Origin of the sequence: Cobetia amphilecti (assembly GCF_020217465.1) — a bacterium.
GTDB lineage: Bacteria > Pseudomonadota > Gammaproteobacteria > Pseudomonadales > Halomonadaceae > Cobetia > Cobetia amphilecti.
Map to the genome: position 1 here is coordinate 1,078,415 of NZ_CP084115.1, position 25,622 is coordinate 1,104,036.

Annotated in this window: 21 protein-coding genes; 15 read left to right on the forward strand and 6 right to left on the reverse strand. The window is 65.4% G+C overall.

Annotated elements, in window-relative coordinates:
- Positions 1–47 precede the first annotated feature (47 nt).
- Complete coding sequence (locus tag LCW13_RS04625) at positions 48–2,567, forward strand: ATP-dependent helicase (protein ID WP_225347698.1); 2,520 nt, start codon at positions 48–50, stop codon at positions 2,565–2,567.
- Positions 2,568–2,689: 122 nt separating this feature from the next.
- Entirely contained in the window at positions 2,690–3,631 is a 942-nt protein-coding gene (locus LCW13_RS04630) for a sulfurtransferase (protein WP_225347699.1), read from the forward strand.
- Positions 3,632–3,741: 110 nt separating this feature from the next.
- On the opposite strand, the gene LCW13_RS04635 is transcribed toward LCW13_RS04630, so the two are convergent.
- Together LCW13_RS04635 and LCW13_RS04640 are read right to left on the reverse strand one after the other, a co-directional pair.
- Complete coding sequence (locus tag LCW13_RS04635) at positions 3,742–4,977, reverse strand: dicarboxylate/amino acid:cation symporter (protein WP_225347700.1); 1,236 nt, start codon at positions 4,975–4,977, stop codon at positions 3,742–3,744.
- Positions 4,978–5,204: 227 nt separating this feature from the next.
- Positions 5,205–6,848, reverse strand: coding sequence for an electron transfer flavoprotein-ubiquinone oxidoreductase (locus LCW13_RS04640; protein WP_153635265.1), 1,644 nt, complete (start codon positions 6,846–6,848; stop codon positions 5,205–5,207).
- A 593-nt stretch (positions 6,849–7,441) separates the two neighbouring features.
- Here LCW13_RS04640 and LCW13_RS04645 point away from each other — a divergent pair.
- The 8 genes from LCW13_RS04645 (at position 7,442) to LCW13_RS04680 (ending at position 15,033) form a co-directional block, all read left to right on the forward strand.
- On the forward strand, positions 7,442–8,194 hold the full coding sequence (locus LCW13_RS04645) for an electron transfer flavoprotein subunit beta/FixA family protein (protein ID WP_225347701.1): 753 nt from the start codon (positions 7,442–7,444) through the stop codon (positions 8,192–8,194).
- On the forward strand, positions 8,191–9,117 hold the full coding sequence (locus tag LCW13_RS04650; RefSeq protein WP_225347702.1) for an electron transfer flavoprotein subunit alpha/FixB family protein: 927 nt from the start codon (positions 8,191–8,193) through the stop codon (positions 9,115–9,117). The genes LCW13_RS04645 and LCW13_RS04650 overlap by 4 nt, the downstream gene beginning before the upstream one ends.
- Before the next feature lie 321 nt (positions 9,118–9,438).
- Entirely contained in the window at positions 9,439–10,350 is a 912-nt protein-coding gene (locus tag LCW13_RS04655; RefSeq protein ID WP_225347703.1) for a DUF3450 domain-containing protein, read from the forward strand.
- Positions 10,350–11,801 (forward strand): MotA/TolQ/ExbB proton channel family protein, encoded by a 1,452-nt coding sequence (locus tag LCW13_RS04660; protein WP_225347704.1) that lies wholly within the window; start codon positions 10,350–10,352, stop codon positions 11,799–11,801. Before LCW13_RS04655 ends, LCW13_RS04660 begins: the two co-directional genes overlap by 1 nt.
- Entirely contained in the window at positions 11,794–12,417 is a 624-nt protein-coding gene (locus tag LCW13_RS04665) for a MotA/TolQ/ExbB proton channel family protein (RefSeq protein WP_082388107.1), read from the forward strand. Before LCW13_RS04660 ends, LCW13_RS04665 begins: the two co-directional genes overlap by 8 nt.
- Entirely contained in the window at positions 12,410–12,808 is a 399-nt protein-coding gene (locus LCW13_RS04670; protein WP_043331884.1) for an ExbD/TolR family protein, read from the forward strand. The genes LCW13_RS04665 and LCW13_RS04670 overlap by 8 nt, the downstream gene beginning before the upstream one ends.
- A gap of 1 nt (position 12,809) precedes the next feature.
- Complete coding sequence (locus LCW13_RS04675) at positions 12,810–13,604, forward strand: energy transducer TonB (RefSeq protein WP_225347705.1); 795 nt, start codon at positions 12,810–12,812, stop codon at positions 13,602–13,604.
- Positions 13,605–13,737: 133 nt separating this feature from the next.
- The gene (locus LCW13_RS04680; RefSeq protein ID WP_225347706.1) at positions 13,738–15,033 is read left to right on the forward strand and encodes a hypothetical protein; all 1,296 of its coding nucleotides are present in this window, start codon (positions 13,738–13,740) and stop codon (positions 15,031–15,033) included.
- Positions 15,034–15,170: 137 nt separating this feature from the next.
- Here LCW13_RS04680 and xthA read toward each other — a convergent pair whose 3' ends face one another.
- Both xthA and LCW13_RS04690 read right to left on the reverse strand, forming a co-directional pair.
- Positions 15,171–15,983: an exodeoxyribonuclease III gene (gene xthA / locus LCW13_RS04685; RefSeq protein WP_225347707.1), complete on the reverse strand. Its 813-nt coding sequence runs from the start codon at positions 15,981–15,983 to the stop codon at positions 15,171–15,173.
- Positions 15,983–16,249: a hypothetical protein gene (locus LCW13_RS04690; protein ID WP_043331879.1), complete on the reverse strand. Its 267-nt coding sequence runs from the start codon at positions 16,247–16,249 to the stop codon at positions 15,983–15,985. The genes xthA and LCW13_RS04690 overlap by 1 nt, the downstream gene beginning before the upstream one ends.
- 1,007 nt (positions 16,250–17,256) lie before the next feature.
- Here LCW13_RS04690 and LCW13_RS04695 point away from each other — a divergent pair.
- A complete protein-coding gene (locus tag LCW13_RS04695) occupies positions 17,257–18,561 on the forward strand; it encodes a DEAD/DEAH box helicase (RefSeq protein ID WP_131431459.1) in 1,305 nt (434 codons plus the stop codon).
- A 217-nt stretch (positions 18,562–18,778) separates the two neighbouring features.
- Entirely contained in the window at positions 18,779–20,917 is a 2,139-nt protein-coding gene (gene dinG, locus LCW13_RS04700) for an ATP-dependent DNA helicase DinG (protein WP_192838440.1), read from the forward strand.
- Positions 20,918–21,093: 176 nt separating this feature from the next.
- On the opposite strand, the gene LCW13_RS04705 is transcribed toward dinG, so the two are convergent.
- Complete coding sequence (locus LCW13_RS04705) at positions 21,094–22,182, reverse strand: 3-deoxy-7-phosphoheptulonate synthase (RefSeq protein ID WP_043331875.1); 1,089 nt, start codon at positions 22,180–22,182, stop codon at positions 21,094–21,096.
- Positions 22,183–22,715: 533 nt separating this feature from the next.
- Here LCW13_RS04705 and rpoE point away from each other — a divergent pair.
- A complete protein-coding gene (rpoE, locus tag LCW13_RS04710; protein WP_043331873.1) occupies positions 22,716–23,318 on the forward strand; it encodes an RNA polymerase sigma factor RpoE in 603 nt (200 codons plus the stop codon).
- Between the two features lie 367 nt (positions 23,319–23,685).
- Entirely contained in the window at positions 23,686–24,423 is a 738-nt protein-coding gene (locus tag LCW13_RS04715) for a sigma-E factor negative regulatory protein (protein ID WP_107335316.1), read from the forward strand.
- Positions 24,424–24,609: 186 nt separating this feature from the next.
- Here the strand turns inward: LCW13_RS04715 and LCW13_RS04720 are convergent, their stop codons facing one another.
- Positions 24,610–24,855 (reverse strand): VF530 family protein, encoded by a 246-nt coding sequence (locus tag LCW13_RS04720; RefSeq protein ID WP_043331871.1) that lies wholly within the window; start codon positions 24,853–24,855, stop codon positions 24,610–24,612.
- Between the two features lie 127 nt (positions 24,856–24,982).
- On the opposite strand from LCW13_RS04720, the gene LCW13_RS04725 reads away from it, so the two are divergent.
- The gene (locus LCW13_RS04725) at positions 24,983–25,453 is read left to right on the forward strand and encodes a SoxR reducing system RseC family protein (RefSeq protein ID WP_054554989.1); all 471 of its coding nucleotides are present in this window, start codon (positions 24,983–24,985) and stop codon (positions 25,451–25,453) included.
- The last annotated feature ends 169 nt before the right edge of the window (positions 25,454–25,622 follow it).

Consider the following 25,622-nt stretch of genomic DNA (forward strand, 5'->3'; position numbering starts at 1 on the left):
GTTCTGCTTCGCTCCTTTTCTCTCGCCGTCAGCCATTGCAGGTCTTCATGTCGTCACCACTTCCTCCCATCGAGCCCGACAGCACCGCAACCTCCGGGCCAGACGTTGCAGCATCGCCACTGGCGCTGGCCGTCGATCAGCTGACGCAACGGCTGACGGATCAGCAGCGCGCCGTGGTGGCGCATCGTGGGAGGCATGCGCGGGTAGCGGCGGTGGCGGGCTCCGGCAAGACCACCACGCTGGTGGCGCGGGTGCTGAGCCTGCTGGCGGAAGGCATTGCGGCTCAGCGGATTCTGGTGCTGATGTTCAACCGTTCGGCGCGCGAGGACTTCGTCGCCAAGCTGGCGCAGTCGGCCCCGCCGGGCACACGGCTACCCGACATTCGCACCTTCCACTCCATCGGCCATCGCCTGACTACCACCCTGGTGCGCTGGGGCAGCCTCGAGCCGCGCGAACTCATCCAGCAGGACTGGGCGTTGGAGCGTCTGCTCAAGCAGGCCGCCCAGCGTGCGCTGGGCGATGCCGATCGCGCCGATCGTGAGGCAGCGCTCGAGGGCGAGCGTCTCGAAGCGCTCGCCCAGTTCTGTGATCTGGTCAAGGCCGAGATGTGCGAGCCGACGCTGCTGTATGAGCGCATGAATCTCGGCGAGCACACCGGCCACTTCGTCGAGTCCTTCGCTCAGCTGGAGCAGCTGCTCGAGCAGTACGGCCAGATGACCTATGCCGATCTGCTCTACCGGCCGCTGCGTCAGCTGGAGAAGGAGCCCGAGACTCGTGCGCGCATCCAGGGGCATCTGCAGCACGTCATCATCGATGAGTATCAGGACATCAATGAGGCGCAGCAGCGCATGCTGGCGCTGCTGGCGGGTGCGCCGTCCGGCGGCGAGTCGTCGCCCGCAGCCTCCAGCGCCATGGCAGAAGTCATGGCCGTGGGCGATGCCAACCAGTGCATCTACGAGTGGCGTGGCGCGCGGCCTGACTACATGCTGACGCGCTTTGCCGAGAGCTTCGCCGCGCCGCTGGATTTCCCGCTCAGTTACACCTTTCGCCACGGTCATCGTCTGGCGCTGGCGGCCAATCACGCCATCGCCGCCAATGCGCGCCGCCCGGACCAGCTGTGTCTGGCCGCGCCCGGCACGCCGGCGACGCGTTTGTTCGAAGGCCAGGGCGCCGCCAGTCTGGTCGCGGCGCTCACGGCCTGGCGAGAGTCGGGTCGCAGTGGCGCCGAGGCCGCCGTGCTGGTGCGCAGTTGGGCGCTGTCGGTACCGGTGCAGTTGCAGCTGCTCAAGGCCGGCATTCCCTTCCGGCTGGGGCAGGGGGATCGCTTCGTGTTCCGTCTGCCGCTGGTGCAGGCGCTGGCGGGCTATCTGGAGCTGGCGCGTGATGCCACGCGTCTGCGCGACCCGGCGCACCTGCTGCTGCTGTTCACCCAGCCCACCGCCTTCGTCGCGCGCGAGCGCCTCGAGCGCCTGTGTCAGCAACTAGCCGACAGCCAGCGCTGGCCACGCAAGGAAGACCCTATCCTCGAGGGGCTCAAGCCGCTGCAACGCCGCAACCTGCACAAGCGCTGGAAGCTGTTGTGTGATCTGCCCTCGCTGGGCGATTGGGCGCCCGCGCGGCTGCTGCGTCATGTGGTCGATGAGCTGGAGGCCGACAAGGTGCTGCGCCGCGCCGCGGCCCGGCGTGACAAGGGCGAGGAGGATGTGCGCCTGCTGGATGTGCTGATCGAGCAGGCAGGGGAACTGGCCAATGACCCCGACGCCTTCATCAATCTGCTGCGCAATCCGGTCGAGGACGCCGCCGACGGCGTGCTGATCACCACGGTGCACGGGGCCAAGGGGCTGGAGTGGCCGCTGGTGGGGCTGTGGGGCATGAACGAGGAAGACTTCCCGGCCTACTCGCGTGACAACCCGCTGTCGCCGGAGCGCCTCGAGGAGGAGCGACGCCTGTGCTATGTCGGCGTGACGCGTGCCCGCGAGCAGCTGCACCTGTGGCGTGACGGCGGCACGCATACGCCAAGCCGCTTCCTGGCCGAGCTGTGCGTGGAGGACTGCACCCGCCTCGGCGACTGGATTCACGGTGCCGGCAAGCGCGCCAAGCTCGCCCGTCTGCAGGCCGAGGACGGCGATGAGGCCTCCCGCGAGTCAGCGGACGGAAGCGACGAGCGCCTGCGTGTGGCGGCGCCGGCACTTGGCGAGGCCTATCTGGCGCGGCTGCCTCTGGCACGTCACGGCATCACGCCGCCGACGCTGGAAGCGCTGCCGAAGAAGGTCGCCAAGTCCCCGGGCAAGCCGGCCAGCAAGTCGACTGCGCAAGGCCAGTCCAGCTCGGGCGGCACCTATGCTCGCGGCGCTCGACAGGGCAATCGCTCTCCACGCGGCGAGCCGGCCGTGCTGCGACGCGTCGGTGATTGGGAGGTCGGTCAGCGCTTGCGTCACGAGAGCTTCGGTGAGGGGGTGATCGAAGAGGTCTCCGGCAATGAGGCCAATCCGCTGATCGAGGTGCGCTTCGCCGATGGCAACAAGCGCCGCCTGATCGCCACGCGTGCCCCGCTGACAGCCTTGTGACCCTTGTGACCCTTGTGACAATGGACTTGAGACTCGGGCGACAAGGCAGCGCGATTGCCAAGCCTTGCGCCGAGCACCATCATGCCTGCAGCGCATCTTCGTCTGCCTGAAAAGGAGTTCCCATGGCTCAGTATCCTGATCCTGCCGCATTGGCGGCAGCCTCCGTCTCCGCCTCATCGCTGTTGGTGCCGGACCAGCGCCAGGCGCCCCTGATCGATGCCAGCCAGCTGGTGACCCAGCTGGCGATGGCGGGCCTCAAGTCGCCTGTGGTGCTGGATTGCCGTGCGCGTCTCGACGATGGGGAAGCCGGCGAGCGTCTGTGGCGTGAAGGCCATCTGCCGGGTGCCATCCATGTCGATATGGACCGTGATCTGTCGGCCGCCGTGCGCGAGGACGGCGTGGGCGGGCGGCATCCGCTGCCGTCACATCAGGCGACGGCCGAGCTGTTCCGCCGCCTCGGCATCACGCCCGAGCAGCAGGTGGTGGTCTATGACGACATGGGCGGGCAGATGGCGGCGGCGCGGCTGTGGTGGATGCTGACCTGGGCCGGGCATCCGGATGTGCGGGTGCTGGATGGCGGAATCCAGGCCTGGAATCAGGCCATGGGCGAGCTCAAGCGTGCGCCTGCCCAACCGGTGAGCCCCACACCCAGCGACTGGCAGCCGAGCTTTGATGACAGCCTGCTGGTCAGCGCCCAAGAGGTGGCCGTTACGGATGACAGCTTGCTGGATGCCCGGGCCGAGGCGCGTTTTCGCGGTGAGCAGGAGCCGGTCGATCCGGTGGCAGGCCATATCCCCGGGGCATTCTGCCGGCCGACCCCCAGCAATCTGGAAGCCAATGGCCGCTTCAAGGACCGCATGAGCCTGATGCGTGAGCTGCGCAGCCTGTTGCCGGCGCAGGGTGAGGTGATCGCCTATTGCGGTTCCGGTATCAGTGCCTGCCAGAACATCCTGGCCTTCGCGATCGCGGGGCTGCCGCTGCCGCGCCTGTATGCCGGCTCCTGGAGTGACTGGATCAGTGATCCCGCGCGTCCGGTCGCCACCGGTGAGGCCAGCGAGAAGTAGACGCACGCGCCAGTGCGATGACGGCTTCACAAATGACAACGCCCGCCAGAGAAACCTCTGGCGGGCGTTGTCATTTGTGGGGCGCTTTACCTGACTCTTTGCGTGCGTGCTTACGCTTGCGACTTGGGCTCCGCGGCGGGCTTGCGCGAATCGAAGCGTTCCAGCAGGGCGGCGTTGGCGCAGTTGCCCATCACGTTGAGGGCGGTGCGCAGGCCATCGGTGAAGCGGTCCACCCCGGCGACCACGGCCACGCCTTCCAGCGGCAGCCCTGCCGCGCCCAGCACGGTGGTCATCGCGACCAGCCCCGCACCCGGCACGCCAGCCGTCGAGAAGCTGACCAGCAGGCCGGTGGTGAACACGGTGATCACCAGCGAGGTGGTGACATCGATGCCGAACAGCTGCGCCACGAACAGCGCATTGAAGCCCTGCAGCACGGCGGCACCGTCACGCTTGAGGGCAGTCCCGAAGGGCAGCGCGAAGCTGGCCAGGGATTCATTCATGCCGTAGTCGCGGGCATTGCCCAGCGCCAGCGGCAGGGTCGCGCCGGAGCTTGCGGTACCGAAGGCGAAGCCCAGGCTCTGGCCGAAGTGGCGCACGAAGGCCAGCGGGCGGGCACCGGTGACGGCCAGCAGCACCAGATAGAGCAGTGCCATCAGCGCCAGCGCGATGATCAGGCCGATCACGTACATGCCCAGGCGCAACAGCAGGTCCAGCCCCTGGGTGGCGATCACCGAGGTGATCAGTGCGAAGACCCCCACCGGCGCCAGCTTGAGCACGAAGGACAGCACCTTGAGGCTGACGGTGTAACCGCTCTCGATCACGTGATGCAGCGGCGCGCTTTCCTTTGGCAGGGCGCGCATCGCCAGCCCGATCAGGGCGGCCGCGAAGATGACCTGCAGCAGGCCGCCGCCACCCAGCGCGGTGAAGGGGTTGTTGGGCACCAGGCCCACCAGCCACTGGGCGATGCTGTCGGCGTTGCGACCTTCAGGTGCTGAATCCACCAGGCTCTCGGCGCCGCTGCCCGGCGTCAGCCAATGCGCGACCAGCATGCCCAGCGTCAGTGCCACGGCGCTGGTGACCACATAGCTGCCCAGCAGGCGTCCGGCATGGCGACCGACGTCGGCGCCACCTTCGCGGTTGGTCAGGCTCATGATCAGTGCGCCGAACACCATCGGCACCACCACGAATTGCAGCAGGCGCAAGAAGATCTGACCCACCGGCGTCAGCAGGTGGCTGTCGAGCCAGGCGACGCTGCCTTCGGGCAGAGCGCCTGCCCCGGCGTTCAGGGCAAGGCCGCTGAGAATGCCCAGCCCCAGGGCGAGCAGTATCTGGCGTGTGACGGACATGGTGGCTCCGAAGCGATGGCGTGAGTCTGAATTCGAGGGAGGCTAATGTGCTACCGAGAAGCTGTTATATCAACAATCGCTTTGAGATTGTTTTGGAATAAAACAAGAAGCACTTACGGGGCGCAAGGCTTCCGCGCCTGTGGCGCTGAGGAATGAGGAGGGCCAGACACGACAACGCCGCCACGGCAGGGCAGTGGCGGCGTTGTCAGCTGGCGGGCAGCAGGGGCTTACATGTTGGGGTAGTTGGGGCCACCGCCGCCTTCCGGCGCGACCCAGGTGATGTTCTGCGCCGGGTCCTTGATGTCACAGGTCTTGCAGTGCACGCAGTTCTGGAAGTTGATCTGGAACTGCGGCTCACCGGCTTCCTCGACGATCTCGTAGACACCGGCCGGGCAGTAGCGCTGGGCGGGCTCGGCGTAGCGCGGCAGGTTGTCACGCACCGGAAGCTCCGGGTCGGACAGGCGCAGGTGGCACGGCTGGTCTTCCTCGTGATTGGTGTTGGAGAGGAACACCGAGGACAGCTTGTCGAAGGACAGCTTGCCGTCCGGCTTGGGGTACTCGATCTTGGTGCACTCAGCCGCCGGGCGCATGCGCGCGTAGTCCGGCGTGGTGTCATGCAGGGTCGGCAGGCGGCCGCCCGTCAGCTGGTCGAGGAAGTTGTAGGCGCCGCCGAGGAAGGTGCCGTACTTGTGCATGGCCGGGCCGAAGCTGCGCGAGGCGTCCAGCTCTTCATAGGCCCAGCTGTCCTTGAAGCGCTTGCCGAAGTCGACCAGGTCTTCACCGCCTTCGTCACCGCCCTTGATGGCGTCGAACACGCTTTCCGCCGCCAGCATGCCGGACTTCATCGCGGTGTGCAGACCCTTGATCTTGGCGAAGTTGAGGGTGCCGGCGTCACAGCCGATCAGCAGGCCGCCCGGGAAGCTCATCTTGGGCAGGCAGTTGAGGCCGCCCTTGGCAATGGCACGCGCCCCGTAGGAAACCCGCTTGCCGCCCTCGAGATGGCGGGCCAGGGTCGGGTGCTGCTTCATGCGCTGGAATTCATCGAAGGGCGACAGGTACGGGTTGTCGTAGGCGAGATCGACAATCAGGCCCACCACCACCTGCTGGTCATCGGTGTGATAGAGGAAGAAGCCGCCTTCGGCGTTGCCCTTGAGCGGCCAGCCGCTGCCATGCACCACCAGTCCCGGCTGGTGCTGTTCGGCGGGCACATCCCACAGCTCCTTCAAGCCGATGCCGTAGTGCTGGGCGTCCGCTTCGCTGTCGAGCGAGAAACGCGAGATCAACTGCTTGCCCAGGTGGCCACGGCAGCCCTCGGCGAACAGGGTGTACTTGCCGCGCAGCTCCATGCCCGGCATGTGGCCATCCTTCTCGCTGCCATCGGCGGCCACACCCATGTCACCGACCACGATGCCGCGCACCGTGCCATCCTCGCCATGCAGCACTTCCTGGGCGGCGAAGCCCGGAAAGATCTCGACGCCCAGCTCCTCGGCCTGCTCGCCCAGCCAGCGGGTCAGATTGCCGGCGCTGATGATGTAGTTACCATCGTTGTGCATGGTCCTGGGAACCAGTGCATTGGGGATGACCTGCGCTTTCTGGTCATCCTTGAGCAGCACGACCTCGTCACGGGTGACGGCCGTCTTGAGCGGTGCGCCGCGTTCGGCCCAGTCGGGGAACAGCTCGGTCAGTGCACGCGGTTCGAGCACGGCGCCGGACAGGATGTGCGCGCCGACTTCAGAACCTTTCTCGACCACGCAGACCGTCAGCTCCTTCTCGGCCGCGTTGGCCTGCTGCATCAGTCGGCAGGCCGCCGCCAGGCCGGAAGGGCCGGCACCGACGATGACCACGTCGAAATCCATGAATTCGCGTTCCATGACCCGTCTCCTCAATCTTTGCGCCGTCAGGGCCCCGCGGATCCGGCGGGGCGGGCGTGTCACGAACGACCACAGTCGTTCGCTGGGCAGTGAACCTCCGGCGTGGCGTGCGTCAGGGCACGACTCGTCGGAGTGAAAATAGGGGTGCGACTCACGCTGGTACGCCATGTCCTGCACGGACGATCGGCCGCTCGACACAAGGCGCTGGCGCGAAGCAGCCGCATAGCATGCCGCAACAGTAGCATTTAAAACGACCGTTTGTTTATTATGCTTGGGTCTGACGTAATAGCCACCGGGGGCGTTGCAGGAAATCGCCCGATGGGTTTCACGCTCGGGCGTGTTGAGAGTGATTGTCAGGTTTGACCCCGGCAACCAATTCTGCGCAAGATGCCCGCATGAGAATGGCGGCGCCCGGAGAGTGAAAACCACGCCGGTCTGGCTGACTTCATCCGTCGGGTGCCAGCGGATATCGTGGCGAGACACTTGTCATCACGGTCATCTGTGGAAGATATTCACCTATCAAACGCTTGCATGAATCGAGCGCTGGCGGCCTCACGGTCACTGGTACTCCATGAGAAATCAGCGAGGACACCATGAAAGTACTCGTCGCGGTGAAACGCGTCATCGATTACAACGTCAAGATTCGCGTCAAGGCTGACCAGTCTGACGTCGATCTGACCAACGTCAAGATGGCCATGAACCCCTTCTGCGAGATCGCCGTGGAAGAAGCGGTGCGCCTGAAGGAAAAGGGCGTGGCGACCGAAGTCGTGGCCGTCACCATCGGCCCGAAGGCCGCCCAGGAGCAGCTGCGTACCGCGCTGGCGCTGGGTGCCGATCGCGCCGTGCAGGTGATGACCGATGACGCCGTCGACTCGCTGGCCGTGGCCAAGCTGCTGGCCAAGGTGGTCGAGGAAGAACAGCCCGGCCTGGTGATTCTCGGCAAGCAGTCCATCGATGCCGACAACAACCAGACCGGTCAGATGCTGGCGGCACTCACTGGCATGGGGCAGGGTACCTTCGCCTCCGAAGTGGTGGTCGATGGCGAGAGCGTCAGCGTCACCCGCGAGATCGATGGCGGCCTGCAGACCGTCAAGCTGAACCTGCCGGCGGTGGTCACCACTGACCTGCGCCTCAACGAGCCGCGCTACGCCAAGCTGCCGGACATCATGAAGGCCAAGAAGAAGCCGCTGGACGTCAAGACGCCGGAAGAGCTGGGTGTCTCCACGGCCTCCAAGGTGTCACTGGTCAAGGTCACGCCGCCGGCCGAGCGTCAGGGCGGCATCAAGGTCGGCTCCGTCGATGAGCTGGTGGACAAACTCAAGAACGAAGCAAAGGTGATCTCATGAGCATTCTCGTCATTGCCGATCATCATGATGGCCAGCTGACCAGCAGCACCGCGAGTGTCGTGGCAGCCGCAACCGCCATCGGTGGCGATATCGATCTGCTGGTCGCCGGTGAGGGCGTAGGCGCCGTCGCCGAGCAGGCCGCCAGGCTTGCCGGCATCGCGCGTGTGCGTGTCGCCGACAATGCCGTCTACGCCCATCAGCTGGCCGAGAACCTGTCGGCACTGGTCGTGGCGTTGGCCGATGACTACAGCCATGTGCTGTCCAGCGCCTCCACCACCGCCAAGAACTTCATGCCGCGTGTCGCGGCACTGAAGGACGTGGCGCAGATCTCCGAGATCATCGCCGTCGAGAGCGCCGATACCTTCCAGCGCCCGATCTACGCCGGCAACGCCATCGCCACCGTCAAGAGCGACGATGTGCTCAAGGTCATCACCGTGCGTGCCACCGGCTTCGATCCGGTCGCGCTCGACGGACAGGCGGCCATCGAGGCCGTGGACGTGGTCGAGGATGCAGGCGTCTCGAGCTTCGTCGAGGAAACCCTGGCCGAAAGCGAGCGCCCTGAGCTGGGCTCCGCCAAGGTGGTGATCTCCGGTGGCCGCGGCATGGGCAATGGTGAGAACTTCGCGCTGCTCAACGGTATCGCCGACAAGCTGGGCGCCGCCATCGGTGCCTCTCGCGCTGCGGTCGACGCCGGCTTCGTGCCCAACGACATGCAGGTCGGCCAGACCGGCAAGATCGTCGCGCCGGACCTCTACATCGCCGTCGGCATCTCCGGGGCGATCCAGCACCTGGCGGGCATGAAGGACTCCAAGGTCATCGTCGCGATCAACAAGGACGACGAAGCGCCGATCTTCCAGGTCGCGGATTACGGCCTGGTCGGGGATCTGTTCGAGGTACTGCCGGAGCTGGAAGGCAAGCTCTGAGCAACGCCCCGCAAGGCTGAGGCCGAGACACCGCAAGGTGGCCTGGCCAATCAACGCGACCCGCTTCGGCGGGTCGCGTTTTTTTGTGTCTACAGGCAAGGGTTGGGGCGAGGGCAGGGGAGAGAGCGTCAGGAGAAAAGTGCAACGCTGCATTGCAGGTTTCAGGGCCTGCTGATGGGGCAGAGCGAGGCAAGATCAATTGATAATTGTTCTTGTTTGTAATACCGTCCATGCCAGTGATTTGCATTTCCACTCGGAAGCCACTAGCGGCCTGGCAGGCGACCGAGGATGCAACCAAGCCTAGTTCTTCAGGAGATGTCCGTGCGGCGTTCGACTTCTTTCCCCTTCCCGTGCGTGCGAGCCCTTGGCGGCCTGCTCCCGGCGCTGGTGCTGATTGCACCGCTGACAGCCACCGCATTGCCGGCGCATGCCGAGACACTGCGTGACAGTGCCGCCACTCATCAGGAAACCCAGCGTGAGCTGCAGGCGCGCATCGACGCCGCCGATGACGAGACGCGTGCGCTGCTGGTGCGCCTGCGTGAAGCGCGTCAGGAAGCCGCGCGTCTGGAAAGCTATACCGCGGAACTGACGCCGCTGAATGCTGACCGCGCGGCGCGTATCGAGCGCCAGCGCACGGCGCTGGAGAATCTCGAGGCCACGCGTGAGTCGCTGCCGGGCCTGTTGCGTCAGCAGGTCGAGGAGCTGGCGGACTTCATCGAGCAGGACCTGCCGTTTCTCAAGGGCGAGCGCCTCGCGCGCGTCCAGCGTCTGCGTGACAACCTCTCCAATGCCAGTTTGAGCAATGACGAGCGTCTTGATCAGCTGCTCAACGCCTGGCAGCAGGAGCTGAGCTACGGTCAGGGCTTCGATACCTGGCGCGCAGGGCTTGTCGGTGGGGAAGACACCGAGGTGCAGTATCTGCGTGTCGGCCGCGTCGGCCTCTATTACCTGACGCTGGATGGTCAGCATGGTGGCGCCTGGCAGGCCAGAAATGGCAGCTGGCAGGTACTGGATGACAGCGGCCTGGAAGCGCTGCGCAAGGGCATCAGCATGGCGCGTGACCAGCAGGCACCGTCACTGGTGACCCTGCCGCTGTCGGTGCCGGTCGAGGACGTCGAGCTGGCTCCGAAGGGGCGCCTGTCGCAGTCCGCGCTCGAGAGCGCCGATCAGGCTGCCGCGGCAGTCACCAGCACACGTACCACCACTACCCGTACCGCGCAGGAGTCCAGCTGATGGCGACGAATTCACAAGCGCCACGTGCGTCTCTGTCACGCCTGTTGCTGACGGCCGGCACCCTGGGGCTGCTGACGTTGTCATCTCCCGCCGTGCTGGCGGCGACCGGCAGTGCCGAGCAGTCACTGAGCGTCGAACAGTTCGAACAGGCCGCCAGTCAGGCCGAGGGCCGCGACCAGGCGCGTCTCGACACCCTGTTGTCGGATCGCGAGGCGCTGCAAGCGGCGGTCAGCGAGGCCGAGGCGCGGCGTGACAGTCTGCGCGAGACGCGCGCGACCCTCGAGGCCGAAGCGCAGGAACAACAGGCGACCCTCAGCGGTCTGGACGAAGAGCGTCAGGCCCAGCAGGGCGATCTCGGTCAGGTGTTCGAGGTGGCACGCAAGCATGCACGCGAGACGCGTGAAGCACTGGCGGGCAACTGGCTGCTGGTCGGCGGCCAGGCGCGTCTGCCGGACCTGGGGCCGCGCGATGAGGTGCCGGGCCGCGAGCGACTCGCCGCCCTGACCGCGGACATCCGCAGCATCGCCACCGAAAGCGGTCGCGCGCTGCGCTTCCAGGCACCGCTGGCCGGGCCGGATGGCAGCATCAAGCCGCGTGAGATCGTGCGCGTCGGCGAACAGATGGCCTTCAGTGGTCGCCACCTGCTGGCGCCGCTGTCGGAAGACAAGGCTGTGGATGGTCCCTCTGCGCTGGATACCCTCGGCCTTGCGGGTACCACGCCGCTGCGCATTCGCAAGCAGCTGGCGGCCTTCGATGCCGGCGACAGTGATCGTCTGAGCTTCGATCCCACCGGTGGCGATGTCACCCAGGCGCTGGCGCGGGCGCCGCGTCTCGGTGAGCGTCTCAAGCAGGGCGGCGCCGTCGGTTACGTCATCGTCGGTCTTGGCGTGCTGGGCCTGATCATCGCGCTGATCCAGCTGGTGCGCCTGTCGCTGACCCGTCGGGCGGTCAAGCGTCAGGAAGCCGACCTGAGCCAGCTCAGTGACGACAACCCGTTGGGCCGTGTGCTGCATCGCTTTGAAGGCATGCGCCATGATCACGAGCCGGAAGCGCTCGAAGCCCGTCTCGATGAGGCGTTGCTGGCCGAGCAGCCCAGGCTCGAACGTGGCCAGGCGCTGGTCAAGCTGCTGGCTGCCATCGCGCCGCTGCTGGGTCTGCTGGGCACCGTGACCGGCATGATCGGCACCTTCCAGTCGATCACCGTCTTCGGGACCGGCGACCCCAAATTGATGGCCGGCGGTATCTCCCAGGCGCTGGTGACCACCGTGCTGGGTCTGGTGACCGCCGTGCCGCTGCTGTTCGCCCAGACCGGGCTTTCCAGTCTGTCCAAGGGCCTGATGGGCCGCCTCGAGGGCCGCGCCAGTGCACGTCTGGCCGACCACCTCGAGAAGCGCGCCCCGAGCAAGGCTGCCAGCACGGCGGCGCGTCAGCGGGATACCGAGCATGCCTGATTCGTTGGCCGCCTCTTCCTTGCTGAGCGGTGGCTTCGCGCCAGTGATGCGGCTGGTGGAAAGCGGTGGCCCGCTGATCGTGGTGATCTGCCTGATCGCCATGGTGCTGTTCGGGCTGGCGCTGGAACGCGGCCTCTACTGGCGGCTCGTGCATCGTCCGGCGCGTCAGCAGTTGATCCACGACTGGGTGGCGCGCAGCGAGCACCACAGCTGGTCGGCGCTCACCCATCGCGAAGTGCTGACCCGTGAGCTGCTGTCACGCCTGCGTGCGCCGCTGCCGTGGCTCAAGCTGCTGGTGCTGATCTGTCCGCTGGCGGGGCTGCTGGGTACCGTGACCGGCATGATCCATGTCTTCGATTCGTTGGCGATCGCCGGCACCGGTCAGGCGCGTGCCATGGCCGATGGTGTGGCACGCGCCACGCTGCCGACGCTGGCCGGCATGGCGGTCGCGGTGGTGGGCCTGATGTTCGTCACGCGTTTCGAGCGCGTGGTGCGTCGTGAAGACCAGCGCCTGCACGACCGTCTGGCGCGCGCCGTCGACGATGCACGTTCCGGCATGTCCGCTGCGAACGGCTTTGATTCCTCCTCTGATACAAGCGAGACACCACATGCGTAGACGTCGCATGGAGGCCGCGGAAGACAGCGGCGAGATCAATCTGACGCCGATGCTGGATGTCGTCTTCATCATGCTGATCTTCTTCATCGTCACCACCAGCTTCGTCAAGGAGTCCGGGGTCGAGATCCAGCGTCCGGAAGCCTCCAACGCCACGGCACGCCCTGACGCGGCGGTCATGGTCGCCATCACCGCCGAGGGTGCGGTTTGGGTCGACGGCAAGCCGGTGGATGCCCATCGCGTCGGCGACGCCGTGGCCGATCTTGCCGATGGTCAGCCGGTGGTGATCCAGGCCGACAGCCGCTCACAGACCGGTCTGCTGGTCGAGACGATGGATGCACTGCGCAACGCGGGTGTGCAGGACATCGCGGTCGCCGCCTCGAAGGGCGAATGACATGACGCGACGCCTGTATGCCAATCGACTCGTCGGGCTTGTCGGTGGTGCCTTGCTGGCGCTGGTGCTGTTCTATGCGCTGGCCTTGCTGGTCGCGCCGCCGGTGAACGACACGCCGCCACCGGAGCCTCTGTCGGTCTCCACCGTTCAGGCGCCTGAAGAGGCACCGGCGCCCGCGCCGGCGGCGAGTGAAAGTCTGCCCACGCCGCCGGCCGAGCCACCGCCGCCACCCAAGGCAGCGCCGATGCCGGCACCCAAGGCGACAAGCCCGGTGGCAATTCCCGAGGTCAAGACACCATTGCCGCCGACGCCAGAGCTGACCATGGATGACAGCCTGCCGCCGCTGGAAGTCGAGCGTCCGCCCAAACCGACCCCGAAGCCGAAACCGACGCCGAAACCGGCACCCAAGGCCAAGCCGGAACCCAAGGCGGTCGCCAGGCAGGCCGAGGCCGCTTCATCTGCGCAGTCGGCGTCTGATGCGTCATCACAGGCCGCGGCGAAGCCGTCCAAGCCCAAGGCGGCCCCGGCGGCGCAGGGTGGTTCACCGCGGCCCACCGTGCGCACCGCTCCCGAATATCCGAGTCGCGCGCGTCGCCGCGGCATCGAGGGCTTCGTCGAGGTGGCCTTCGTGATTCGCCCGGACGGCAATGTCGATGTCGGCTCGCTGCGGGTGGTGCGTGCCGAGCCGTCGGGCGTGTTTGACCGGGCGGCGATGAAGGCGATCGCGCGCTGGGAATTCCCGGCCGCGGGCAATGCGCGCCAGGCGCGCCAGCGGCTCGAGTTTCAGTTGCGTTGAGGCAACCCAAGACCCCATGGCGCGGGCTTTCATCGGGTGTCTGATGTGTGTCATATGTCGTCATCTCTGATGCCGTGGACTTGTCGGCAATGCGCCGGGTCATGGCAGCGGATGAACGCAAGAGGAAAGACTCATGGTAGCGAAATCCACACCGCCGCAGGACGCCGACAGCGCTGAGCGATCGCGAGGCCTGATGGCGCGGGCACGCCAGCTGCTGAGACGCGGCGGGCGCCGACTCACCCGCGTGACGCTGGTCTCGACCTGCCTGATGCTGATGATGGAAGTTGGTGGCATCAGTGCGGCCCATGCGGCGACGCGCGTCTCCGCCGAAGTGGCGGGGCAGTTGCGCACGCTGCAGTCACGGCTGGATGAAGGCGATTATGACGCGGTCGGTGAGCGCGCCGAGCGTGAGGCCAAGCGCCAGCGCGGTGAGGTGCGTGCGCTGTATCTGTCATTGGCGGCCAGTGCGCGTGCGCGTCAGGGCGATCAGGCCCAGGCGGCGCGTCTGTATGCCGAGGCGCGTCGCCTGCCGGGCGTCAATGCCTCCCAGGCTCGTGAGTGGCTGCGTCGTGAAGCGATGCTGCGCCTGCGCGCCGGGGAGCGCGATAGCGGTATCGCTCGCCTGGCGGAATATCTGCACGGCGGCTCGGCGAGTGCCGATGACCTGTGGCTGGCGGTCAGCCTGGAGGCCAATCGGGGTGACTGGGCGCGCGCCGAGGACTGGCTGGAGCGTGCCAGCAAGGCGAGTGCGCCGAGCGGCGATCGCCTGAAGCTGGCCGTCAGCGTCTATCAGCAGACCGGCCGCCATGGCGCGGCGGTGGCGCTGGTCGAGCAGGGGCTGGGCGAGTCACGTGACCCGCAGGACTGGCAGCGTGCCGTGGCGCTCTATCAGCGCCTCAATCAGAACACCCGCGCCGCCAGTACCTGGGAAGCGGCGTGGGCGGCGGGGATCGTCAGTGGCAGTGATGCCTACCAGCAGCGAGTCGACCTGCAGCTGGCGGCCGGTGCGCCGGCGCGGGCGGCGGAGCTGATCGAGGCGGGGCTTTCGAAATCCGCGACACCCGAGGGGCAGCCGCTGCTTGAAGACACCCCGGCGCTGCGTCGCCAGCTGGCGCAGGCCTGGACGGCGGCGCGCGATGTCGAGCATGCGCTCAAGGCGTGGGCAGCCGTCTCGCAGCAGAGCCAGTCACTCGAGGATGCTCGGCAGTATGCCGAGCTTGCCTATGACTGGGGCCGCTGGGAAACGGCGCAGCAGGCGCTGGCCGCGGCCGGTGAGCGTGGCGATGACTCGGCGCGTCATTGGCTGCTCTCCGGCGTGGTCGCCAGTCAGCTGGAGCAGTTCGACCCTGCGCGTGAAGCCTTCAAGAAGGCTCAGGCGCGTGGCGCCGAAGGGGCCGATGCCTGGTTGAAATCCGTCGCGCAGCGCTGATGACGTGAGAATCTGGCGATCCAGCGCTGTCTGAGCATTACTGCAACGAAAACGCCGCCTTTCCTGATCGTCCTGAGACGGGAAAGGCGGCGTTTGCGTGTCTGGCGATCGTGTTCGCGCTGGCGCTGCTCAGCGTATCAGCCGATATCGGTCCACACCGGGGCGTGATCCGACGGCTTTTCCATGCCACGCAGTGCGTAGTCGACACCGGAATCCTTGATCAGCGGAGTCAGGCCGGGGCTGGTCATGATCAGGTCGATGCGCAGGCCGCGCCTGGGCTCACGCTCGAAGCCGCGTGAGCGGTAGTCGAACCAGCTGAACTGGTCATCGACTTCCGGGTGCACGTGGCGGAAGCTGTCGGTCAGGCCCCAGGCGTAGAGGCGTTCCATCCACTCGCGCTCGATGGGCTGGAAGCTGGTCTTGCCTTCGCGCAGCCAGCGCTTGCGGTTGGGCTCGCCGATGCCGATGTCGCGGTCAGTGGCCGAGATGTTGTAGTCGCCCATCACCACCACGTGCTGCTCGGGCTGGTGGTCTTCTTCCAGCAGGCGGAACAGTTGCTGATAGAAGCGCGTCTTGTAGGGGAACTTCACCGGGTGCTCGATATTCTCGCCCTGGGGGAAGTAGCCGTTGTAGACGATCAGCGGCTCGCCGTTCGGGCCGTCGATCTCGACGCCGATCATGCGCTTCTGGGCATCCTCGTCGTCATCCGGCATGCCGTAGTGCACCTTCTTCGGCACCTGACGGGTCAGCATCGCGACGCCGTAGTGGCCCTTCTGGCCGTGCCAGACCACGTGATAGCCCAGCGCCTCGATGTGCGCGTGGGGGAATTCACTGTCCTGCACCTTGGTTTCCTGCAGGCCAATGACTTCCGGCTGATGTGCCTCGATCAGCGCTTCCAGCTGATGCGGACGCGCACGGATGCCGTTGATGTTGAAGGAAATCAGGCGCATCACGCTTCGCCTCCACCATCATCCTTGGAGGAGCTGTCTTCCTTTGCCGGCGCATCAGGGTGCAGCGGCAACAGCGGCGCGGCGTTCATGCGCTCCAGCTTGGCGGCAGCCTGGCTCTTGCGCTGGTCCTTCTTCTTGGCCACATAACGCGGACCGGAATGTACCTGGTCCGGGTTCTCGGCGCGCCACTTCTTGAAATCCTTGCGGCGCCCGGTACGAATCTGCACCTTGTCGGCGATGGAGCGGCTCTTCTTTCTACGTGTCATCTTCGGGCTTTCCTGTTCGGTGTCGGCAGTCGCCAGCCTTGAGTCGCACGGCAAGGCCGCGGCACGCGGGCAACCGCATCAGTTGTCGTGCATTCTACCAGCCTGCATGGGGCGGGTGCCATGAGGGGCGTCGTGGTGAGAAGCATCGCGTGTCGTGCACGCGAGGATGTCTCGCGCCGAGTGCGTCATGATGCAGGGGCGCGAAGACGCCGGCGGGCTGGTACAATATGTCGGCGTTATCGTCGCTGCCCGCAGGTGAGGTGCGTGACTGGCCGCTTGAATCGGCGCCTTGTGTCTCATGCACGATGGCGGGTCGCCTGCCCCTCGGGGCGCGCTTCCCCTCACGCATGTCAGAGACAACGGCTTGCCGGACGCGCCAGTCTTGCTGCCATTGCCCGTGCCAGCGACATGCAATATGCAATATGTGAGTGTTACCTGAATGACCCTGGCAGGTACGCCGCCCCGGCCCACACAGACAGATAGACAGACGGGCGGTGGCGAACTGTCCCGTGGCGTGGCCAAGGTTGCCCGGCAGCCTGATGCCCGCCCGATGAAGAAGCCCTTTCGACCGACACGCAGTATCGGCCGTCCTTGTGGCGACCCATGAGCCTGTCCGTTGCGTGAGCCCGGCGATGACATGACCGGTGCCACGTGAGCAGACCCTCATGGCAGACGTCCGCTCCAGTCCCTTGCCGAACATTCGGGCAGGGGAGCGCTGGATGCGTGAATCCGTCAAGAACAGGTGAGAGCATTCGTGTCCTTCTGCACCCGAGGCCTGCGTGGCCCCGGAGACGCACACCCAGGGGGTGTTGCCGCAGAAGGGCAGGGGATGGCTCCCAATCCGGTAAAGGCGCATGCAGCCCGAGACTACCGCGCATCAGGCGCGAGTCAGGCGAACCAGGTGAGACGACTGGGCATGACGAACCAACCGGGTGTGGCCTGTCACGGCGAGATTCCGAGAACGACCCGCGCCTGTCGCATATGAACCCTTGAAAAGAACGGATTACATGAGCGAGACGGATCAGACCCAGCCAGCCGCTGAGCAGACTCAGCAAGAGCCGCAGGACCCGAACCAGAAGCCGAGAAAGCCCAAGCGTCGTCGTCGCAAGCCGCGCCGCTCCCAGTCCAAGTGGAACCTCGATCAGTTCCCGGTCGCGCCGGTCGCCGGTCAGTGGCGCTTCCATGATTTCGATCTGCCGCTGCCACTGATGCGTGCCATCCAGAAGGCCGGCTTCGAATACTGCACCCCGATCCAGGCCCAGACCTTCGAGAAGGCACTGCTGGGTGGTGACGTGGTCGGTCGTGCCCAGACCGGCAGCGGCAAGACCGCCGCCTTCCTGATCGCCACCCTGGCCTACTTCCTGGAAGAGAAGGCGCCGGAAGGTCAGAAGCCGGGCGCGCCGCGTGCCGTCATCATCGCGCCGACCCGTGAGCTTGCGCTGCAGATCGAGAAGGACGCCAAGGCGTTCTCCGAATTCGCGCGCATCTCGGTGGCCTGCGTGGTGGGCGGCATGGACTACCAGAAGCAGCGTGAACGCCTCGAGCGCAAGGTCGACCTGCTGGTCGCAACGCCAGGCCGCCTGCTCGATTTCCACACCAAGCGCGATGTCGATCTCTCCGAGACCGAGGTGCTGGTGGTCGACGAAGCGGACCGCATGCTGTCGATGGGCTTCATTCCCGACGTCAAGCGCATCATCCGCGCCACACCGCGTCCCGAAGAGCGCCAGACGCTGCTGTTCTCCGCCGAGCTGTCTTCCGACGTGCTGGGGCTGGCCGAGCAGTGGACGCATGAGGCGACTCAGGTCGCGGTCGAGCACGAAGCGACGGCTGCCATCGCGGCGGACAACGACGCCGTGCAGACCTACACCGTGAGCGATGATGACAAGCTGCGTCTGTTGATCAATCTGGTGAAGCAGGGCGAGATGGAGCGCTCCGTGGTCTTCGGTAACAGCCGTGGGCTGGTGCGCAAGATCAACGCCGCGCTCAAGGAAGCCGGTATCGAGTCGGCGGTGATGTCCGGCGCCGAGACCCAGACCGAGCGCCTGGAAGCCCATGAGGCCTTCCGCAACGGCAAACTCAAGGTGCTGGTGGTCAGCGATGTCGCCGGGCGTGGCTTCGCACTCGAAGACGCGACCCATGCGATCAACTTCACGCTGCCGGAAGTGCCGGAAGACTATGTCCACCGTGCAAGCTTCAGCGATGTGACCTTGATCAGCTTCGTCGGTGAGGAAGATGTCTTCTCACTGCCGGAAATCGAAGACTACCTGCAGGAAACGCTGCCGCGTCAGCAGCCGCCCCAGGGCCTGCTGTAACGCCTGCTTGCATCCGCCCGGTCGCGATAGGGTGACCGGCCGCGCAGGGCAGTCGAGGTAGATGGCAGTAGCACGCAAAGACGGCGGACAGCTCAGGCTGTTCGCCGTCTTGCGCTCCATGACCCGCAGGTTTGATGACGAGTGGCCAGTCGCCAGTTGTTGTCGGCCGGATGTCGTGGGTCAGGGGTGGATGGCCAGTTGAGGAGAGAGACACGCAATGCTGGAAGATAGCCTCAAGGGCGAGATTCAGGGCGCCTACCGCAAGTTGCTCGAGGGTCTTGAGCTGACGCCGCGCTACGGGCAGCGGCTGATGATCGCCGAGATCGCGCGCACGCTGGGCAACATCGAGCAGAATCCGGAAGGCTATCGCCTCGGCAACGAGCATGTCTGCGTGCTGGAGGCCGGTACCGGTACCGGCAAGACGCTGGCCTATCTGCTCTCCGCACTGCCGGTGGCCAAGGCGCGCGGCAAGCGGCTGGTGGTCTCGACCGCGACCATCGCGCTGCAGGAGCAGGTCATGCATCAGGACCTGCCGGCGCTCAAGAAGCATTCGGGGCTGACCTTCGACTATGCGCTGGCCAAGGGCCGTCGCCGTTACCTGTGCGTGCAGAAGCTGGATCAGGCGCTGGAAGGTGTCGAGGACAACCCGACCATGGCGCTGTTCGAGCGCGACATGATCGCCAGCGACGGCGGCAGCTTCGTGGAGCTGGCCGGCAAGATGGCCGAGGACTATGCCAGCGGCGAGTGGGCAGGAGACCGCGACAGCTGGCCGCTGCAGGTCGAGGACCGCGACTGGGCGCGTCTGACCACGGATCACCGTCAGTGCACCAATCGCCGCTGCAGCCACTTCTCGGCGTGTGCCTTCTTCCGTGCCCGTCGTCAGCTGGAGCAGGCCGACATCATCGTCGCCAACCATGACCTGGTGCTCGCGGATCTCTCGCTGGGCGGCGGGCTGGTATTGCCATCGCCCAGTGACTGCATCTACGTCTTCGATGAGGCGCACCATCTGCCCGACAAGGCGCTGGATCACTTCCATCACCGCACGCCGATCAATCAGACGCTGCGCTGGCTGGGCAACCTCAAGAAGTCGCTCACCGAGCTGAATGCGGCGCTGGGCAGTCAGCCGACCATCGGGCGTCTGCTGGCGCGCATGCCCGAGTTGCTGGCGGATATCGAGCCGCGTCTGGGCGAGGTGTTCGGGCTGGGGCATCAGCTGGCGGATCTGCCCAATGGGGCCGGCGAGGACGTCACCAATCATCGCTTCGAGCGCGGTCAGGCACCGGAGGCGCTCAAGGAGCTGGGCCACAACCTGCTCAAGGGCTTCGCGGAGCTGTCGCGGGCGCTGGAGCAGATCGCCGACATCCTGCGTGAGAGCCTGGACCCGGAGAAGGCGACAGGTCTGCCCAAGGAGAATGCCGAGGACTGGCTGCCGCTGGTGGCCCTGCTGCACGGGCGTGCGCTGGAAGCCCATGCGTTGTGGGAGGCCATCGGCCTGAGCGACCCTGCCGATGGGCCGCCGCATGCGCGCTGGCTGACCTTCGAGCGCTTCAATGGCGAGCCGGAGATGACCGTCTCGGCAAGCCCGGTGTCGGCCGCGGAAACGCTGGCACGCCATCTGTGGGGCACCTGTTTCGGTGCGGTGCTGACGTCGGCGACCCTGACGGCGCTCAATCGCTTCGAACGCCTGCAGGAGCGCGCAGGCCTGGCCAATCGCTATCGCTATCAGCGTCTGCCCAGCCCGTTCGATTATGGCAAGGCGGTGCTGGCCATCCCGCGCGAGGCGGTGGAGCCGTCGCCGCCCGGCCCGCATGAGCAGGCGATCGTCGACTTCGTCAATGCGCTGGATGTGCGCGAGGCGGTGCTGGTGCTGTTCAGTTCGCGCAAGCAGCTGGCGGCGGTCAACAAGGCGCTGGACAGCGAGACCCGCAAGCGGGTGCTGGCGCAGAGTCGTCTGCCCAAGCATGAGCTGCTCAGTCAGCATCGCAAGGCGGTGGATGGCGGGCGCGGCAGCATCATCTTCGGGCTGGCGAGCTTCGCCGAGGGCATCGACTTGCCCGGCAAGTATCTGACCCACGTGGTGATCACGCGGCTGCCGTTCGCGGTGCCGGATGACCCCGTCGGTGCGACGCTGGCGGAGTGGATCGAGTCGCGGGGCGGCAACCCGTTCATGCGTATCGCGGTGCCGGATGTCTCGATCAAGCTGGTGCAGGCCTGTGGGCGCCTGATCCGCAAGGAAGCCGATGAAGGGCGTATCACGATTCTGGATCGACGCATCCTGACCAAGCGTTATGGTCAGCAGTTGATCGAGGCACTGCCGCCCTTCGTGCGCGAGATCGATGGCGTGCGCCAGAACTGATGGGGCAGAAGTGATGGGTCAGAACTGATGGGGCAGGGCTGAACGGTCAGAGCTGGCCCGTCAGCTGCCGACCCAGCGGCCACAAAAAAGCCCCGCCAATCGGCGGGGCTTTTTCATTCATCCAATGCGGCTGGTCTGAAATCAGTGGCCTAAGGCTTCTGGCTCAGGCTTCTGGCTCAGGCTTCGGCAGGCTGCTCGAGGCGGGCGCGCAGCGCGTCCTTGAGCTTGGCGTCCATGGTCTTGAAGGTGTCTTCGGTGGTGGCCCAGTCGATGCAGGCATCGGTGATGGAGACGCCGTATTCCATCTTGCTGCGGTCGGCATTGATCTTCTGCGCGCCCCAGTTGATGTGCGACTCGACCATCAGACCCATGATGGAGCGATTGCCCTCGAGAATCTGCTGGGTGACGTTCTCCAGCACCAGCGGCTGCAGGCCCGGGTCCTTGTTGGAGTTGGCATGGGAGCAGTCGACCATCAGGTTGGCGGTGACGCCGGCCTTGGCCAGTTCCTGCTCGGCCAGCGCGACGCTGACGCTGTCGTAGTTCGGCTTGCCGTTGCCGCCACGCAGCACGACATGGCCGTAGGCGTTGCCACGCGTGCGGATGATCGCGACCTGCCCGGCCTGGTTGATGCCCAGGAAGTTGTGGCCGTGGGATACGGACTGCAGGGCATTGACGGCGACATCCAGCGAGCCGTCGGTGCCGTTCTTGAAGCCGACCGGGCAGGACAGGCCAGAGGCCATCTCGCGGTGGGTCTGGGATTCGGTGGTGCGGGCGCCGATGGCAGACCAGCTGATGCAGTCCTGCAGGTACTGCGGGGAGATCGGGTCGAGGGCTTCGGTGGCCAGCGGCAGGCCCATCTCGGCCAGTTCGACCAGCAGGCCGCGCGCGATGTGCAGGCCTTCCTCGATCTCGAAGGTGTCATTGAGGTGCGGGTCGTTGATCAGGCCTTTCCAGCCGACGGTGGTACGCGGCTTCTCGAAGTAGACGCGCATCACGATGTAGAGGCTGTCCTTCACTTCCTCGGCCAGCACCTTCAGGCGGCGCGCGTAGTCACGGGCGGCGTCCAGGTCATGGATGGAGCAGGGGCCGACCACGACCAGCAGGCGCGGGTCTTCACCGTCCAGAATGCGCTGGATGGTGCGACGGCCTTCGATGACGGTCTCTTCGGCCTTGGCGGTCAGCGGGATGTCCTGCTTGAGCGCTTCGGGGGTGATCAGCACGTCCTGTGACAGGACGTTGAGGTTGTTGACGTGTTGTTCTGACATGACAGTGTCCTGAGCGGTGTGCGGTCTGCATGGCTGCTAGCAGAGTCAGACGGGCGTCTTCGCGCCCGCCATCCGTGTTGTGCGTACTGAATGACGTCCATGGTATCTGCTGCATGCCGGCTTGTCAGCGTCCTTGGGTCAAATTTAATCAACTGTCAAGCTGACTGGCGCTGACTTGAGGCTCGTGTGACTCAAGATAAGCGTAAATCGTAAAGAAATCGTTACGCTTTGACGTGTCAGCGTCGCCAAACGCTGTCATGACGGGAGTGAACACGCAAAACCTGAGGCTTTGACGGCATGGCGTCTTGCCGTACAAATGATAAACAGGAACACTGTGCGTTGATTTTGGTCGCGTCAGCGGGCCGCCGGGCGCTTTTTCGCCCCGCGCCAGGCATCGCATCCATCACAACGAATATCAATGGGGCCGGATAACGCATGCGCGAGTCGCAATTCCTGTCAGGTGCTGATGCCCCGGGGATTCCTGATGTGGAGTCCGCAAGCGGTGCCTCCACTCCCGCGGAGGGAGCGAGTGAATGAGTGTCAATGAAACGGACCAGCAGTTGGTCGAGCGCGCCCAGAAAGGGGATAACCGCGCCTTCGATCTGCTGGTCAGGAAATATCAGCACAAGATTCTCGGCCTGATCAGCCGTTACGTACACGATCATTCAGAAGTGCAGGATGTCGCCCAGGAAGCCTTCATCAAGGCCTATCGTGCGTTGCCCAACTTCCGGGCCGAGAGCGCCTTCTATACCTGGATGTACCGGATCGCCATCAATACGGCCAAGAATCATCTGGTCTCGCGGGGCCGTCGTCCGCCGGGCACCGACATGGATATCGGCGATGCCGAGGTGGTCGATCAGTCCGGCCGCCTGTCTGACATCGAGACGCCGGAAGCCGCCATGGCGCGCGATGAGCTGGAGAAGGTCGTCTTCGAGGCCATCGAGAAGCTGCCTGAAGATCTGCGCACCGCCATCACGCTGCGCGAGTTCGATGGCCTGTCCTATGAGGATATCGCCGAGGTGATGCAGTGCCCGGTGGGCACGGTGCGTTCGCGTATCTTCCGGGCACGTGAAGCGGTCGACAAGGCGATCCAGGGGCTGGTCAGTCCCGCCGCGGCGGTGTCTGCCGTCGAGTGACGTCGCTGTTCTGCGTCGCCCCTGTGAGAGAAGAGCCACAAAAATTTTGTTGGTTAAATTCAATCAACTCAGTGGCTTGGCGAAATCTTGCAGCTAAAGTGAATGTTTTCTGAACGAATGGCGGAACAATCCGTGCGGCGCGTGTTCTTACTGTTCAGTAGTCATGTAGCTCAGCGACTGCGTGCATGAGCGCTGGAAAGTTGAGTGGTGAGGGGCAGGGCACGAAAGCCCCTCTTCCACGGCGCAGTAACGCTGTTTGCCGTTGGCCCGCTCGGGCCATCAGCCGCCATGGTGAATGACGCCATTTGTTGCCAGGAGTGCAGATTGAAGTCGTCGTTCAATCTGACGAGTGTGAGGGTATTTACGCATGAATCTGAAGACCACCGAATCCGTGAAGGAGTCGCTGTCCGCGCTGATGGATGCGGAGGGTGACGAGCTGGATCTGCGTCGTGTCCTCAAGGGGCTCGATGAGTCTCCTGAGGCTGCAGACACCTGGCGCCGCTATCACCTGGCGCGCAGTGCCATGCATCGCGAGCGTGAAAGCACCTTCACTCTGGATATCGCGTCGGCAGTCAGCGCCGAGGTCGAGCTGATCTCCCGCGAGGCTCCCGCGAGCGCACCGCCCGTGGCCGAGCGCCGCAGCCTGTTCTCCTTTGCCGGCTCCGCGGCCATCGCGGCAGGCGTCGCGGTGATGGTGATCACCGGCGTGCAGGTCTTCAATGGCGGTGACAATGGGGTGCCCGGCGGCGTGAACAGCGGTGCAGAGCTTGCCAGCGGTTCTTCCGTCAACCAGGGCGGTTCAGCCATCCAGGGCGGCACCGTGCGTCAGGTCAGCCAGCCGTCAGTGAATGCCGAGGCGTCTCAGTGGGTACAGCCCGGTGCCAACAGCGGCTTGATGCAGGTCGGCGTGACGCCCTCCAGCTCGCGTCCGATGTTCATGGCGCCGCAAAGTGGCAGCTACGATTCCGGCATGTCGTCCAGCAATGTCGCCGCGGCGGATCTCGCCCAGCGTCGTCTGCTCGAGGCCTACCTGAGCCAGCATTCCTCGCGTGGCCCGGTGCCGGAGCGCAGTGAGTGGATCAGCCTGCAGGATGTTGCCCAGTAACATTCGCTGGATGACTGGCTTGCGCTGGCGTCGCTGCCAAGGCAGATGAAAGCAGCATGGATAGACAAGAAAAGAGGGGCAGCCAATGGCTGCCCCTCTTTTCTTGTCTGTATATCCTGGTTGCGCCCACACAACCTGGTCGCATCCGGCCAGCGTCGTCACTTGCCGGTGTGACCACGCTCGGCCTCAGTCATGCAGATAGCGATCTGCCGTCTGGATGTAGAGTGCCTCGACCTTGGCGCGTGCCCAGGGCGTGCGGCGCAGGAACTTGAGGCTCGAGTTGATGCTCGGGTCGCTGAGGAAGCAGTTGATGGGAATCAGCTCGCCCAGGGTCTCGAAGCCGTAGTGGTCCACCAGCCAGGTCAGCAGTGCCTTGAGGGTGACGCCGTGCAGCGGGTCCAGGCGGGAAGTGGATGGGGGTGCGTCGCTCATGCGGGCTCCTGTTGATGGTATCGTGGGCGCTTATCGGGCCTGAGGCGCGTGAAGTGCCGCCGTGAATGACGCTATTCTACGCGTATGTGTCGCCAGTGCGCGGCGAGTTTTTGCAGGAGTCAGCAAGATGATGCAGGAAGAGGGGCAGGTCACGGGGCATGGCAAGGAAGGCGTCTGGGTCGAGACCCAGCGTCGCTCCACCTGTGGTGCCTGCAATGCGCGCAGTAGCTGTGGCAGCGGCCTGTTGAGCCAGTTTTCGCGTCGCAAGCCGCATCGCGTGCTGATCCATGTGCCGGCAGGCGAAGACTTGCCGATGGTGGGTGAGCGGGTGGTGATCGGCATCGATGAGTCGGCGTTTCTGCGCAGTGCGGGCCTGCTGTATGGCCTGCCGCTGGTCAGCGGCATGCTGGGGGGAATCGTGGCCGAGCAGCTGGCGGGCGCTGGCACCCTGGCGGTGCCGTTGGGCTTCGCGCTCTCGTTGGCGGCGGGCCTGATGGTCGTGCGCTGGCATGCCGCGCGTCCTGAGCGCCAGGCACTCTACCGGCCGCGCTTGATGCGTCGTCTCGGCATGGACGCGATGGCGATCAAGGCGCTGTAGTCGTCGTGCTCAAGTGATAGCGGTAGTCGACTCTCTCGGCAGATAGGGGGAGTGACTTGCGTAGTCGGCAGGTGGCGTCGTCAGTCTGCATCGGGCTGGCATCGGCACCTGTCGGATGTTGGCGACGCATGGTTGCGTCCAGCGCGGCACCAATCGCTGAACTTCAACG